Genomic DNA, 13,634 nt, shown 5'->3' on the forward strand with positions numbered 1-13,634 from the left:
TACCCGCCGTCAATCCATTGCAGCGGGGGTACTGCTAAATCGGTCGCGTTTACGCGAGTGCCAGTTTTTGGCGCGCATATTGTAGCGCTTTTTCAATCACTTGCTCAATAGTTAAACTGGTTGAATCCAGAACTAATGCATCTTCTGCGGGAACAAGTGGTGCGACGGCGCGGTTACGATCGCGGTCATCGCGCTCTTTTATCTCGGATAAAAGGCGATCAAAGTTAACACTAAACCCCTTTTCCTGCAACTGAAGCATGCGGCGTTGAGCACGTTCTTCCGAAGAGGCGTCAAGGAAAATTTTCACGGGTGCATCAGGGAATACCACGGTTCCCATGTCGCGGCCGTCGGCGATCAGCCCCGGCGCTTCGCGGAAACCGCGCTGGCGACGTAACAGCGCTTCACGAACGCGTGGGAAAGCCGCCACCTGAGAGGCCGCATTGGCCACTTCCTGCGTACGGATTTCACCGCTGACATCTTCCCCTTCCAGGATCACTTCAAGGTTGCCATCAGTAGAGACAAAGCGCACATCCAGATGCGCAGCCAGCGGCACCAGCGCTTCTTCAGACGCAACATCCACATGATGATGCAGCGCAGCCAGCGCCAGCACGCGATAGATTGCTCCCGAATCTAAAAGATGCCATTGCAATGCTTCCGCCATCGCTTTGCACAGAGTACCTTTCCCTGCGCCACTTGGCCCATCAATGGTGATTACCGGGGCAATTGCCGTCATCTTTTTCTCCTTAATTAAGGCATACCGTTTACATGAACGCCGCGCATTATACGCGCCAACGTGCGCAACTGTTACCTTTGCGTGCAAATTACGGAATGATTGAAGCAGAGTGTAGAAGAAATGAAAGAGGATGACTGTCAGAAAGCGTAAGGAAATGCCGCATCGAATGATGCGGCATAGGGTCATCAGGCCGGAGTGCTGATGCGCGCCAGCTGCTCGAAGTAGTCCGGGAAGGTTTTTGCCGTACACTTCGGATCGAGAATAGTCACAGGCGTATCGGACAGCGCCACCAGCGAGAAACACATCGCCATGCGGTGATCGTTGTAGGTGCCAATTTCTGCAAATTGCAGTTTCGCTGGCGGCGTGATGCGAATGTAGTCTTCGCCCTCTTCTACCTCCGCACCCACTTTACGCAGCTCGGTTGCCATTGCGAACAGGCGGTCCGTCTCTTTTACGCGCCAGTTGTAGATGTTACGCAGTGTAGTGGTTCCTTTGGCAAACAGCGCCGCCGTAGCAATGGTCATCGCCGCATCCGGAATATGGTTCATGTCCATATCGATGGCGTTCAGCTCGCCGTGGGTACAGGCGATAAAATCATCACCCCAGGTCACCACCGCGCCCATTTTTTCCAGTACGTCAGCAAAACGGATATCGCCCTGCACGCTGTTGCGGCCAATACCCGTCACTTTTACCGTACCGCCTTTGATCGCGCCAGCGGCAAGGAAATAGGAGGCGGAGGAAGCATCACCTTCAACCAGGTAGTTGCCCGGGGACTGATACTGCTGCGCTCCACGCACCACGAAGCGCTGATATAACTGGTTTTCCACCACAACACCAAAGGTGTTCATCAGGTGCAGCGTGATATCAATATACGGCTTAGAGACCAGGTCGCCTTTAATGCTGATAACGGTGTCCTCTGGTGCCAGCGGTGCGGTCATCAGCAGCGCGGTCAGGAACTGGCTGGAAACGCTGCCGTCAACCTCAACGTTACCGCCTGTAAAACCACCGCGCAGACGCAGGGGCGGGTAATTTTCCTGCTCAAGATAATCGATCTGCGCGCCGCCCTGACGCAAGGCATCCACCAGATGGCCGATCGGACGCTCTTTCATTCGCGGCTCACCGGTCAGCACAATATTGTTGTTCCCCAGACACAGCGCTGCGGCCAGAGGACGCATCGCTGTACCCGCGTTACCCAGGAAAAGCTCCAGCGCTTCAGCAGAATGTAACGCACCGCCGTTACCGGTGACTTCACAACGGGTACGATCGTCAGACAGCGCGTACTGAACGCCCAACGCTTTCAGTGCATTGAGCATATGGCGCACGTCATCGCTGTCCAGCAGATTGGTGAGGACGGTGGTGCCGTTTGCCAGAGCTGCCAGCAGCAGAGCGCGGTTCGAGACACTTTTTGAACCAGGCAGATTAATGGTGCCATCTACCCGCGCGATAGGTTGTAACGTCAGGGATTCCATGAAACTCAACTCTCAACTCAACATAATAAAAACCCCGCAGGAACGCTGCGGGGGTGAAAAACAGCCAATTAACCGTGACGACGTTCGAAGTCGATCATGAAATCAGTCAGGGCCTTAACGCCTTCCAGCGGCATGGCGTTATAGATAGAGGCGCGCATGCCGCCTACTACTCGGTGGCCTTTCAGCGCATGCAGACCCGCCGCGAAGGACTCTTCCAGGAACACGTTATCCAGGTTGCTGTCCGCCAGCTGGAACGGCACGTTCATGCGTGAACGGTTAGTATTGGCGACGTCGTTACGGTAGAAATCACTCTTGTCGATCACGCCGTACAGCAGTTCAGCTTTTTGCTGATTGATCTTGTCCATCTGCGCCACGCCGCCTTTTTGCTTCAGCCATTTGAAGACCAGGCCGGAGAGATACCAGGCAAACGTTGGTGGGGTATTGAACATGGAATCGTTGTCGTTCAGGACAGTGTAATCCAGAATTGACGGGCAAGACTTATGGGCTTTCCCCAGCAGGTCTTCACGCACGATAACGATAGTCAGACCCGCAGGACCGATGTTTTTCTGGGCACCCGCATAGATGACGCCGTAGCGGCTGACATCCAGCGGGGTAGACAGAATGGTGGAAGAGAGGTCCGCTGTCACGATGACATTTTCGCCAAAGTCTGGCTCTTCGTGTATGGCGATACCGTCGATGGTTTCGTTCGGGCAGTAGTGGAGATACGCGGCGTTGTCAGAAAGCTGCCACTCGCGCATTGGCTTCACGGCACGCAGACCGTCAACGGTCACTTTTGCATCGATAACATTCGGTGTGCAATATTTGTGTGCTTCTTTTACCGCACTGGCTGCCCAGTAGCCGGCATCAACGTAATCAGCGGTGGTTTTGTCGCCGAGCAGATTGAGCGGGATACCCGCAAACTGGCCGCGTCCGCCGCCGTGACAGAACAATACTTTGTAGTTCGAGGGAATATTCAGCAGATCGCGAAAATCCTTTTCTGCCTCTTCCGCCACCTGAATAAACGCTTTACCCCGGTGGCTGACTTCCATCACCGACGTACCCAGACCGTTCCAGTCACACAGCTCCTGTTGAGCCTGTTTAAGTACGTCTGCCGGTAACATTGCCGGACCTGAACTGAAATTAAAGACTTGAGCCATTTCCCCTCACCACGCTAAAAGCCATAAGTTATAACTGTGGATATCGGTTTTATCATTCAGTGACACGCGCCGCAATGTCTAAAACTGATGGCCGGAGAAATGTGTCCCTCGTCACACAAAACAATCTGCCGCACCGTTGTCACAAAACCGACAAAATCGCTGTCAGGTGATGCGTTTAGCCCGGCTAACCTTCGTCCATTCTGGATTCGTACAGCGGGGGCATAATTGATGATCGCCCGCCTGCATGACCACCACATGACTACATTTTATGCAGGCGTACTCGCCCGCTTCAGGTACGGTTTTGTATCGTTCAATGAGCATATCCGGCAGAATACACAGGCCGGGCTTCACCTCATCGTCAGAATAGTAATAGACGCTGATTTGACCGTTCGTTTCCATAATCGCCAGACGTACCTGCCCCAGTTGCTCAACGCTGCTCAGACGGAGTTCCATAAAAAACTCAAACTCCGTCATATTGGCGCTTTTCACATTCTCCCAGGCCAGTTGACCCTCTTCGACAATCACCACCGGCTTCCCTTCCAACAGATCTTCCAGTTTCTCGCTTTTCGACATCAGCCACATGACCAGCCGGTACAGCAGCGCAAGCGTCACGAAGACGATAAAGACCGGCACCATCGGCACATCGTCATAAAAGGCAACGTCCCCTGCCGCCGACCCCAGCGTCAGGATGATCAACACTTCAAACAGCGACATCTGCCGCACGCCACGGCGTCCGGTGATTTTCAGAAACAGGAAAACGAGTACAAAGGTGTACAGACTGCGCAGCGCCACTTCGCCTAAAAACTCTGGGGGGACTTTATCAAACGCCATCCGCTGGAGATCAAATGCTTTCATTTTTCTATGCCTTAACAGTAGGTTACTGCTTATAAGCATAGCCCAGCCATTTATTTTCGTCGGAGATAGCACCCGTCACGCAAAACCCGTATCATTGCGCGCTTTACGTACGATAAAAGTGAACGCCATGACTCAAACGTTTATCCCCGGCAAAGACGCCGCTCTGGAAGATTCCATCGCTCGCTTCCAGCAGAAACTGACCGACCTGGGCTTTAATATCGAAGAAGCCTCCTGGCTGAATCCGGTGCCTCACGTCTGGTCCGTGCATATTCGCGACAAAGACTGTGCGCTGTGCTTTACCAACGGTAAAGGCGCGACCAAAAAAGCGGCGCTGGCCTCTGCGCTGGGTGAGTATTTTGAGCGTCTGTCCACCAACTATTTCTTCGCCGACTTCTGGCTGGGCGAAACCATCGCCAACGGTCCGTTCGTTCACTACCCGAACGAAAAATGGTTCCCGCTGGCCGAAGATGACGAACTGCCGGAAGGCATTCTCGATGCCCGCCTGCGCGCGTTCTACGATCCGGAAAACGAACTGACCGCCAGCATGCTGATCGATCTTCAGTCTGGCAATGAAGAGCGTGGGATCTGCGCCCTGCCGTTCACCCGTCAGTCTGACGAGCAGACCGTTTATATTCCGATGAACATCGTCGGCAACCTGTATGTGTCTAACGGCATGTCTGCCGGTAACACCCGTAACGAAGCGCGCGTGCAGGGATTGTCTGAAGTTTTCGAGCGTCACATCAAAAACCGCATTATTGCTGAATCCATCAGCCTGCCGGAGATCCCGGCAGACGTGCTGGCGCGCTACCCGGGCGTGGTGGAATCCATCGCCAAACTGGAAGCGGAAGGTTTCCCAATCTTTGCTTATGACGGCTCTCTGGGCGGCAAATATCCGGTGATCTGCGTGGTCCTGTTCAACCCGGCAAATGGCACCTGCTTCGCCTCTTTCGGCGCGCACCCGGACTTCGGCGTGGCGCTGGAGCGTACCGTGACCGAACTGCTGCAAGGCCGCAGCCTGAAAGATCTCGATGTCTTTACCCCGCCAACCTTCGATGACGAAGAAGTCGCCGAGCACACCAACCTCGAAACGCACTTCATCGACTCCAGCGGTTTGATCTCCTGGGATATGTTCAAGCAGGACGCGGACTATCCGTTCGTGGACTGGAGCTTTGCCGGTACGACGGAAGAAGAGTTTGCCACCCTGATGGCGATCTTCAACGCGGAAGATCAGGAAGTCTACATTGCCGACTATGAACACCTCGGCGTCTACGCGTGTCGAATTATTGTGCCGGGCATGTCGGATATCTATCCGGCAGAAGATCTGTGGCTGGCGAACAACAGCATGGGCGCGCATTTGCGCGAAACCCTGCTGGCCCTGCCAGGCAGCGAGTGGGATAAAGAAGATTATCTGAACCTGATCGCCCAGCTGGACGAAGAAGGACACGATGATTTCACCCGCGTACGCGAACTACTGGGTCTGGCGACCGGGAAAGATAACGGCTGGTACACCCTGCGCATCGGTGAGCTGAAAGCGATGCTGGCGCTGGCGGGCGGCGATCTGGATCAGGCTTTGGCCTGGACCGAGTGGACGATGGAATTTAACCAGTCCGTCTTCTCCGCCGAGCGCACTAACTATTACCGTTGCCTGCAAACGCTACTCCTGCTTTCTCAGGAAGACGGTCGCGAGCCATTGCAGTATCTGAACGCCTTTGTCCGCATGTACGGTGCGGATGCCGTTGAAGCTGCCAGCGCGGCGCTGAGCGGTGAAGAGCCGTTCTATGGCCTGCAAGCGGTTGATAGCGATCTGAAAGCCTTCCCGGCACATCAGTCGCTGCTGAATGCATATGAAAAATTGCAGAAGGCAAAAGCCGCTTACTGGTCAAAATAAGCGCACATAACATTAATGGCTGTAGGCGTATTCAATCGCCTGAGCTATATTACGGGGCAATTTCATTGCCCCTTTTTTTTATTTTTTCGCAATGACGTTTGATTGTAATAATTAAGTTAATCACGGGTAAATATAAAAACACTTATCTGAGCTTTATTGTTACCTATTATAATAAATACTCCATTTTAATTAACTGTCCAACAGGAGGCTGAAGGAAAAAATTCAACTCTTTTCATAACTTTTAAAATTTATTTTTATACGGATAATCAAATACTTACTCCGCTTTTGCTGTAAAACCATACACATTGCGGGCCTATAAGCCAGGCGAGATATGATCTATATCAATTTCTCTTCTATAATGCTTTGTTAGTATCTCGTCGCCGACTTAATAAAGAGAGAGTTAGTGTGAAAGCTGACAACCCTTTTGATCTATTACTCCCCGCTGCGATGGCGAAAGTTGCCGAAGAAGCGGGTGTCTACAAAGCAACGAAACATCCGATGACGACGTTCTTTCTGGCCATTACGGCTGGGGTGTTCATCTCCATCGCTTTCGTCTTCTATATCACAGCCACTACCGGCACGGCCGGGATGCCTTTCGGCATAGCGAAACTGATTGGCGGTATTTGCTTCTCACTGGGCCTGATTCTCTGCGTCATCTGCGGCGCCGACCTCTTCACCTCGACGGTGTTGATTGTTGTGGCAAAAGCCAGCGGAAGAATTACCTGGGGTCAACTGGGGCGCAACTGGCTCAACGTCTACGTTGGCAACCTGATTGGCTGTCTGCTCTTTGTTCTGTTGATGTGGCTTTCTGGCGAGTACATGACCGCCAACGGCGGCTGGGGGCTTAACGTCCTGCAAACCGCCGACCACAAAATGCACCATACATTTATCGAAGCCGTTGCTCTCGGCATCCTCGCAAACCTGATGGTCTGCCTGGCGGTCTGGATGAGCTACTCTGGTCGTAGCCTGATGGATAAAGCCATGATTATGGTTCTGCCAGTTGCGATGTTTGTTGCCAGCGGCTTTGAGCACAGTATTGCGAATATGTTCATGATCCCGATGGGGATTGTTATCCGCAACTTTGCAAGCCCGGAGTTTTGGACCGCCGTTGGTTCAACCCCGGAAAGTTTTTCACACCTGACTATTATGAACTTTATTACTGATAACCTGATCCCCGTCACTATCGGGAACATTATCGGTGGGGGTCTGTTAGTTGGGTTGACATACTGGGTCATTTACCTGCGTGGCGGCGATCATCATTAATGGTTGTCTCAGGCAGTAAATAAAAAATCCACTTAAGAAGGTAGGTGTTACATGTCCGAGCTTAATGAAAAGTTAGCCACAGCCTGGGAAGGTTTTGCGAAAGGTGACTGGCAGAATGAAGTCAACGTCCGTGACTTCATTCAGAAAAACTATACCCCGTATGAAGGTGACGAATCCTTCCTGGCTGGTGCGACTGACGCAACCACCAAGCTGTGGGACAGCGTAATGGAAGGCGTTAAACTGGAAAACCGCACTCACGCGCCAGTTGATTTTGACACCTCCGTTGCGTCTACCATCACTTCTCACGATGCTGGCTACATCAACAAAGCCCTTGAGAAAATCGTTGGTCTGCAAACTGAAGCACCACTGAAACGCGCAATTATCCCGTTCGGTGGTATCAAAATGGTTGAAGGTTCCTGCAAAGCGTATAACCGCGAGCTGGACCCAATGCTGAAAAAAATCTTCACCGAATACCGCAAAACCCATAACCAGGGCGTATTCGATGTTTACACCAAAGACATTCTGAACTGCCGTAAATCTGGCGTTCTGACCGGTCTGCCAGATGCCTATGGCCGTGGTCGTATCATCGGTGACTACCGTCGCGTTGCGCTGTACGGTATCGACTTCCTGATGAAAGACAAATACGCACAGTTCGTCTCTCTCCAGTCTGACCTGGAAAACGGCGTAAACCTGGAAGCGACTATCCGTCTGCGTGAAGAGATCGCTGAACAGCACCGTGCGCTGGGTCAGATCAAAGAGATGGCGGCTAAATACGGCTGCGATATCTCTGGTCCTGCGACCAACGCTCAGGAAGCTATCCAGTGGACCTACTTCGGCTACCTGGCCGCTGTTAAGTCTCAGAACGGTGCAGCAATGTCCTTCGGCCGCGTATCCACCTTCCTGGATGCGTACATCGAACGTGACCTGAAAGCAGGTAAAATCACCGAGCAAGACGCTCAGGAAATGATTGACCACCTGGTCATGAAACTGCGTATGGTTCGCTTCCTGCGTACCCCAGAATATGATGAACTGTTCTCTGGTGACCCAATCTGGGCAACCGAATCTATCGGCGGTATGGGCGTAGATGGCCGTACTCTGGTAACCAAAAACAGCTTCCGCTTCCTGAACACCCTGTACACCATGGGTCCTTCTCCGGAGCCGAACATCACCGTTCTGTGGTCTGAAAAACTGCCTCTGAACTTCAAGAAATTCGCCGCTAAAGTGTCCATCGACACCTCTTCTCTGCAATACGAGAACGATGACCTGATGCGTCCTGACTTCAACAACGACGACTACGCTATCGCTTGCTGCGTAAGCCCAATGGTTGTTGGTAAGCAAATGCAGTTCTTCGGTGCGCGTGCAAACCTGGCGAAAACCATGCTGTACGCAATCAACGGCGGCGTTGATGAAAAACTGAAAATGCAGGTTGGTCCTAAGTCTGAACCTATCAAAGGCGACGTGCTTAACTATGACGAAGTCATGGAGCGCATGGACCACTTCATGGACTGGCTGGCGAAGCAGTACGTGACCGCGCTGAACGTTATCCACTACATGCACGACAAGTACAGCTACGAAGCCTCTCTGATGGCGCTGCACGACCGTGACGTCGTTCGCACCATGGCGTGTGGTATCGCAGGTCTGTCCGTTGCGGCTGACTCCCTGTCTGCAATCAAATATGCGAAAGTTAAACCAATTCGTGACGAAGATGGTCTGGCGATCGACTTCGAAATCGAAGGCGAATATCCGCAGTTTGGTAACAACGACGCGCGCGTTGATGACATGGCGGTTGACCTGGTAGAACGTTTCATGAAGAAAATTCAGAAACTCACTACCTACCGTAACGCTATCCCGACTCAGTCTGTTCTGACCATCACCTCTAACGTTGTGTATGGTAAGAAAACCGGTAATACCCCAGACGGTCGTCGTGCTGGCGCGCCATTCGGCCCAGGTGCTAACCCAATGCACGGTCGTGACCAGAAAGGTGCGGTTGCCTCTCTGACCTCCGTTGCTAAACTGCCGTTTGCTTACGCGAAAGATGGTATCTCTTACACCTTCTCTATCGTGCCAAACGCGCTGGGTAAAGACGACGAAGTACGTAAAACGAACCTCGCGGGTCTGATGGATGGTTACTTCCACCACGAAGCGTCCATCGAAGGTGGTCAGCACCTGAACGTGAACGTGATGAACCGTGAAATGCTGCTCGACGCGATGGAACATCCTGAGAAATACCCTCAGCTGACCATCCGCGTATCTGGCTACGCAGTACGTTTTAACTCCCTGACGAAAGAACAGCAGCAGGACGTTATCACCCGTACTTTCACTCAGTCCATGTAAGTGGAATTGACTGAAATCACGCGTTAAAAAGCGTACAATAAAGGCTCCACACAAGTGGGGCCTTTTTAACACCCTCGCTTCATCAGTCTCTTTTGTCCGCTATCTATACTCTATGGATAACAGCCAAAACAGACTCGACATAGCCTTTGAGCTGTGCAACTACACAGGCCCCCGGATGGGCCAAATTCGGAGATATCACCGCAATGTCAACTATTGGTCGCATTCACTCCTTTGAATCCTGTGGCACCGTCGATGGCCCCGGGATCCGCTTTATAACCTTTTTCCAGGGCTGCCTGATGCGCTGCCTGTACTGCCATAACCGCGATACCTGGGACACGCACGGCGGTAAAGAAGTCACCGTGGAAGATCTGATGAAAGAGGTGGTGACCTATCGCCACTTCATGAACGCGTCCGGCGGTGGCGTGACGGCATCCGGCGGTGAAGCTATCCTTCAGGCTGAGTTTGTCCGCGACTGGTTCCGCGCCTGCCGTAAAGAAGGTATTCATACCTGTCTCGACACCAACGGCTTTGTGCGCCGTTACGATCCGGTTATTGATGAACTGCTTGAAGTGACCGATCTGGTCATGCTCGATCTCAAGCAGATGAACGATGAGATCCACCAGAATCTGGTTGGCGTCTCGAACCACCGTACGCTGGAATTTGCCAAATACATTGCCAACAAAGGCGTTAAGACCTGGATCCGCTACGTGGTCGTACCTGGCTGGTCAGATGATGATGATTCCGCGCACCGTCTGGGTGAATTTACCCGTGATATGGGGAACGTGGAGAAAATTGAACTCCTGCCCTATCACGAGCTGGGTAAACATAAATGGGTGGCGATGGGTGAAGAGTACAAGCTTGATGGCGTGAAGCCGCCGAAAAAAGAGACAATGGAGCGCGTCAAAGGTATTCTTGAGCAGTATGGCCACAAGGTCATGTATTAACAAAAAGGCCCGGTGAATACCGGGCCTTTTTATATTCTATTTAAATACGCCGTTAATAACGGAAGTCACAATTGCCGTACTCAGCGCAATTAAGACCAGATCGTCACCCACCACGCGCCATTCATAGCCCGGGTAGGAAGGAAGCTGGCCCAGCATAGAGGCTGGCACGGTTTTCTTCGCAATACCCGGAGGCAGTGGCTTACCGCGCGCCAGGTTTTTCGCAATACCTGGAGGCAGAGAGTCATAGCCCGTTAAGCCGTAATTCAGTGCCAGATGGCGCGCATGATCAAAGCTCACGCGAGCATCCACATCATTCCCGACATCTTTGCTGCTTTTGAAGCTCTTGTCCGATTTGCCCGGGTTATCCTGACCGCCATTTTGCTTATTACCATGGTTACCGGAATTACCATGATTGCCGCTATTACCCTGTCCGCCACCGTTACCGTGACCACCGCTATTCCCGTTGCCAGGGTTAGCCATGACCGGAGCCGTTGCAAACGTTAAAGACAACACTACGGCAAGTGCGGTAGTGGAAAAACGACGTGTAGACATGATTGCTGCCTTTTAGTGGTAGAACTCATTTGAATTATCGCCAGGCGGGAAAAACAAACAATACGTAAAAGTCTTATATGTGACAGGGACAAAAAAGCCTGTCATCGACAGGCTTTTTATTAATCAGGCATGTGCCACTGGCGTTGGATGTTCGCCCACTTTGCGCAGCAGCATTAAGAGATAGATAAACGATACGCTGGCGATCATGATAAACAGTAAATTATCGGAATAATTCTGCATCAGCATCGCGGTAAACGTCGGCCCTAATAAACTGCCGATGGTGTAACTCAGCAACAAAGCCTGGTTCATCGCCACCAGCTGGTGATGCTCAACTTTCTCACATGCCCAGGCCATCGCGACCGGATAGAGCGTAAAGCCCGCAGCCCCCAGAATGAACAGCGCAGGCGCCATCGCAGCGTTGCTGAGCATGGCGAGACAGCCCATGATGACCACGAAGACCTGAACGCGCAGCACCAGCAGACGACCAAAGCGGTCCGCCAGGCGGCCAATCGGCCACTGGCCGACAATCCCCGCGCTAACCATCACCGCCATCCAGAAACCAATCCCGGAATCACTGACGCCCTGATGGTTAAGATAGAGCGGCATCAGGCCATAGAGCGATCCCAGCACAATCCCGGAAATAATGCAGCCGTTAACCCCCAGACGCGCCTGGCGCAGTCTCAGCATCGGCCAGACGTGGGTGGCTTCCTGATGTTCGCTATTTTGATTCACAATACGGGTAAAGAGCAGCGGCAGGATCGCCGCCAGCACCATGCCCGTCACCCACGGCAGCACGCTCATCAGGTCGGTTGGCAGTTTGCTGACCATCAGTTGTCCCAGCACGGTACCGACATAGTAAACCATCATATAGGCCGCCAGCAGACGCCCGCGATTACGGGACGTGCCGCTGCACATCAGCGCACTTTCAACCACCACCCAGATCATGGCGCAGCCGACGCCCGCAATAAAGCGCCAGACCATCCAGCTCCAGAAGCCGACCATGAGGCCTAAGCCGGCGCAGCCGACGGCAAAGATCAGCGACGCCAGATAATAACTGCGGTTAAAACCAAAGCGCTTAATAAGGCTGCCCGTTAATAAGGTGCCCAGCAGATTGCCCGTAAAAAAGGACGAGCTAACCATACCCACCTGCCAGGTCGGTAAGTTTTCATGGGCGAGCCATAGCGGGACGAGTGTGTTTAACACCGCGATCGCCAGGGTCAGCAAAAGCAGGCCACAGAGCAACAAAAGCACCGGGCGGGTATAGGTGGTCATGGATTAAAAACCGTGAGGAAGTTCAGATTTCGTGCGCATCATGCCACTGGCAAAAACAAAGTCAATCTACCGATTCAGGCGTCACGCACGTTATGCGCCTTGTCGATTTAAAAAACTCATCCTGCTAATGCAAAGCCTGCTACTGATATTAATTATCTATTTGTTTTTATTTATTTCCGGGAATTTTTACAACGAAACATCAGTCGAAAAATTTCATGAATGAAAAAAGAAAAGCCGGGCGCTATGTCCCGGCTTTTTATAACAAAAACTAAAATTAGCTGGCGATAGCCATACCGACTGTCATATGCAGACCGTAAAATACGCCGCGACCAATTAACTCCCCTGCCAGCACCAGCACAAAGGCCAGAGACAGCAACGGCAGCGCAGGCGAGTAACCTTTAAGCTGAGGGGCAATCCAGCACACCAGCGCCGCCGTCAGCAGCACCACACGCCAGGCCATCAGCGAACCGTAATCCGGCACCAGCGCCGAAGCCTGCTGGATAGAGCTGTGAATAGTCGCCAGCTCCGCTCCCTGCATGAGCGCGACAACGGTACTGATTACCAGCGCCAGCAGCGAGACCGCGGGCAGCAGGCGCATCGCCCAACCACTCACACCTGCCACGCGCAGCAGCAAATAACCCAGCAGCGGCCCGCCGATAAACATCGTCAGGAAGAAGCTCATCGGTGTCCACACACTGTACCAGGTCGGAACCGTATCGATGGTGTTGTACACCCGAACCATCATCCAGACGAAAACAACGCCCAGGACCATGGTGACGATGAGCCACAATGCACGTAACCCTGACGGCAGCTTTTTCAGCGCTGCCAGCAGCCACCCCAGCCCGCCCACGGCGAAGAAAATGGCGCCACTGGCAATCTCGTTACTCAGCGAGGAGGCGCCCACGCGGTTCAGGGAGTTGAACGCGCGCATCGGCGACCCCAGGTGCAGCGTGGAGGCAATAAAGCCAATCCCCATCAGCACCCACAGGCCAAACATGCTCAGTACCAGACGCTGCTGCTGTTCGGCATTGAGATTACCTTTCAGCAGCGCCAGCGCGAGCACGATAAACCCGCCCACCACGCACTGTCCAAATACCGTGAAGATCATCAGCGGCCATTCATGCCATCCACTTCCCATCTCACACCTCCTTCGGGTTTGCCAGGTAG

11 protein-coding genes are annotated in these 13,634 nt (G+C 52.8%); 4 read left to right on the forward strand and 7 right to left on the reverse strand.

Annotation, left to right across the window (positions count from 1 at the left end):
- Positions 1-49 precede the first annotated feature (49 nt).
- From cmk to ACOTX7_RS12030, 4 genes are all read right to left on the reverse strand, one after another.
- Positions 50-733: a (d)CMP kinase gene (cmk, locus tag ACOTX7_RS12015; RefSeq protein WP_000125020.1), complete on the reverse strand. Its 684-nt coding sequence runs from the start codon at positions 731-733 to the stop codon at positions 50-52.
- Between the two features lie 185 nt (positions 734-918).
- On the reverse strand, positions 919-2,202 hold the full coding sequence (gene aroA, locus ACOTX7_RS12020) for a 3-phosphoshikimate 1-carboxyvinyltransferase (protein ID WP_221257165.1): 1,284 nt from the start codon (positions 2,200-2,202) through the stop codon (positions 919-921).
- Between the two features lie 68 nt (positions 2,203-2,270).
- Positions 2,271-3,359, reverse strand: a complete 1,089-nt coding sequence (gene serC, locus ACOTX7_RS12025; RefSeq protein ID WP_205924144.1) for a 3-phosphoserine/phosphohydroxythreonine transaminase — start codon at positions 3,357-3,359, stop codon at positions 2,271-2,273.
- A gap of 162 nt (positions 3,360-3,521) precedes the next feature.
- Positions 3,522-4,214, reverse strand: coding sequence for a DUF421 domain-containing protein (locus ACOTX7_RS12030; RefSeq protein ID WP_032673555.1), 693 nt, complete (start codon positions 4,212-4,214; stop codon positions 3,522-3,524).
- Between the two features lie 127 nt (positions 4,215-4,341).
- On the opposite strand from ACOTX7_RS12030, the gene ycaO reads away from it, so the two are divergent.
- The 4 genes from ycaO (at position 4,342) to pflA (ending at position 10,643) form a co-directional block, all read left to right on the forward strand.
- A complete protein-coding gene (gene ycaO / locus ACOTX7_RS12035) occupies positions 4,342-6,102 on the forward strand; it encodes a 30S ribosomal protein S12 methylthiotransferase accessory factor YcaO (protein ID WP_221257164.1) in 1,761 nt (586 codons plus the stop codon).
- A 405-nt stretch (positions 6,103-6,507) separates the two neighbouring features.
- Positions 6,508-7,365: a formate transporter FocA gene (gene focA, locus ACOTX7_RS12040; RefSeq protein WP_017384832.1), complete on the forward strand. Its 858-nt coding sequence runs from the start codon at positions 6,508-6,510 to the stop codon at positions 7,363-7,365.
- Positions 7,366-7,416: 51 nt separating this feature from the next.
- Positions 7,417-9,699: a formate C-acetyltransferase gene (pflB, locus tag ACOTX7_RS12045; RefSeq protein WP_045282257.1), complete on the forward strand. Its 2,283-nt coding sequence runs from the start codon at positions 7,417-7,419 to the stop codon at positions 9,697-9,699.
- 203 nt (positions 9,700-9,902) lie between these two features.
- The gene (gene pflA / locus ACOTX7_RS12050; RefSeq protein WP_006809389.1) at positions 9,903-10,643 is read left to right on the forward strand and encodes a pyruvate formate lyase 1-activating protein; all 741 of its coding nucleotides are present in this window, start codon (positions 9,903-9,905) and stop codon (positions 10,641-10,643) included.
- Between the two features lie 36 nt (positions 10,644-10,679).
- Here pflA and ACOTX7_RS12055 read toward each other — a convergent pair whose 3' ends face one another.
- The 3 genes from ACOTX7_RS12055 to ACOTX7_RS12065 all read right to left on the reverse strand — a co-directional run bounded on the left by ACOTX7_RS12055 (position 10,680) and on the right by ACOTX7_RS12065 (position 13,605).
- The gene (locus ACOTX7_RS12055; protein ID WP_047353620.1) at positions 10,680-11,195 is read right to left on the reverse strand and encodes an anti-virulence regulator CigR family protein; all 516 of its coding nucleotides are present in this window, start codon (positions 11,193-11,195) and stop codon (positions 10,680-10,682) included.
- A gap of 123 nt (positions 11,196-11,318) precedes the next feature.
- Positions 11,319-12,467, reverse strand: a complete 1,149-nt coding sequence (locus ACOTX7_RS12060; RefSeq protein WP_003858254.1) for an MFS transporter — start codon at positions 12,465-12,467, stop codon at positions 11,319-11,321.
- A 274-nt stretch (positions 12,468-12,741) separates the two neighbouring features.
- Positions 12,742-13,605 (reverse strand): dimethyl sulfoxide reductase anchor subunit family protein, encoded by an 864-nt coding sequence (locus ACOTX7_RS12065; RefSeq protein WP_221257162.1) that lies wholly within the window; start codon positions 13,603-13,605, stop codon positions 12,742-12,744.
- Positions 13,606-13,634: the final 29 nt, after the last annotated feature.

Source organism: Enterobacter cloacae complex sp. IR5418 (assembly GCF_049238105.1).
In the GTDB taxonomy this organism is placed as follows: Bacteria; Pseudomonadota; Gammaproteobacteria; order Enterobacterales; family Enterobacteriaceae; genus Enterobacter; species Enterobacter hormaechei.

Bases quoted from the DNA above. Each gene is read 5' to 3' on its own strand.
- cmk (WP_000125020.1), bottom strand. From the start codon at position 733: ATGACGGCAATTGCCCCGGTAATCACCATTGATGGGCCAAGTGGCGCA.
- ACOTX7_RS12065 (WP_221257162.1), bottom strand. From the start codon at position 13,605: ATGGGAAGTGGATGGCATGAATGGCCGCTGATGATCTTCACGGTATTT.
- aroA (WP_221257165.1), bottom strand. From the start codon at position 2,202: ATGGAATCCCTGACGTTACAACCTATCGCGCGGGTAGATGGCACCATT.
- ACOTX7_RS12060 (WP_003858254.1), bottom strand. From the start codon at position 12,467: ATGACCACCTATACCCGCCCGGTGCTTTTGTTGCTCTGTGGCCTGCTT.
- ycaO (WP_221257164.1), top strand. From the start codon at position 4,342: ATGACTCAAACGTTTATCCCCGGCAAAGACGCCGCTCTGGAAGATTCC.
- pflB (WP_045282257.1), top strand. From the start codon at position 7,417: ATGTCCGAGCTTAATGAAAAGTTAGCCACAGCCTGGGAAGGTTTTGCG.
- serC (WP_205924144.1), bottom strand. From the start codon at position 3,359: ATGGCTCAAGTCTTTAATTTCAGTTCAGGTCCGGCAATGTTACCGGCA.
- pflA (WP_006809389.1), top strand. From the start codon at position 9,903: ATGTCAACTATTGGTCGCATTCACTCCTTTGAATCCTGTGGCACCGTC.
- ACOTX7_RS12055 (WP_047353620.1), bottom strand. From the start codon at position 11,195: ATGTCTACACGTCGTTTTTCCACTACCGCACTTGCCGTAGTGTTGTCT.
- ACOTX7_RS12030 (WP_032673555.1), bottom strand. From the start codon at position 4,214: ATGAAAGCATTTGATCTCCAGCGGATGGCGTTTGATAAAGTCCCCCCA.